Source organism: Rhodoplanes sp. SY1, from assembly GCF_046000175.1.
Taxonomy (GTDB): domain Bacteria; phylum Pseudomonadota; class Alphaproteobacteria; order Rhizobiales; family Xanthobacteraceae; genus Rhodoplanes.
Genome location: NZ_JBEOMB010000539.1, coordinates 1 through 656, shown reverse-complemented (window position 1 = coordinate 656; position 656 = coordinate 1). Strand labels below are relative to the sequence as shown.

The following is a 656-nucleotide window of genomic DNA, read 5'->3' as shown; positions in this document are numbered from 1 at the left end:
CTGGGACAAGGGGTCGTTCTACGACCGGCTGACCAACATCTCGGCCTTCGGGGTCGAGGCCAATGCCGACCAGATCGGCATGGTGGCGGCCGGCACCGTGGCGGCGGGCCTCGCCGTCCATGCCGGCGTCACGGCGGTGCGCAAGCTGACCGGCCGCGACTCCCACCCGCCGCACGGCTGAGCCGCAGGAGCGCGCCATGACCATCCAGACTCCGAACGGCTTCTCGCTCGACAACTCCGGCAAGCGGGTCGTCGTCGACCCGGTGACCCGCATCGAGGGCCATCTGCGCGTCGAGGTGAACGTCGACCAGAACAACGTGATCCGCAACGCGGTGTCGACCGGCACCATGTGGCGCGGCATCGAGGTGATCCTGAAGGGGCGCGATCCGCGCGACGCCTGGGCCTTCACCCAGCGCATCTGCGGCGTGTGCACGGGCACCCACGCGCTCACCTCGGTGCGGGCCGTGGAGAACGCGCTGGGCATCGCCATCCCGGAGAACGCCAACACGATCCGCAACATCATGCAGCTGACGCTGTATGTGCACGACCACCTCGTCCACTTCTATCATCTGCATGCGCTCGACTGGGTCGACGTGGTCTCCGCCCTCAAGGCGGACCCGAAAGCGACCTCGGCGCTCGCCCAGTCGATCTCGCCG

Annotated in this window: 1 protein-coding gene and 1 pseudogene; both read left to right on the top strand. The window is 68.4% G+C overall.

What is annotated here, in order from left to right:
* Positions 1–181 (top strand): annotated as a pseudogene (locus ABTU92_RS30825) (uptake hydrogenase small subunit); the annotation flags it as partial.
* Positions 182–197: 16 nt separating this feature from the next.
* The coding region (locus ABTU92_RS30820; RefSeq protein ID WP_408095319.1) for a nickel-dependent hydrogenase large subunit at positions 198–656 on the top strand (459 nt) is incomplete at its 3' end.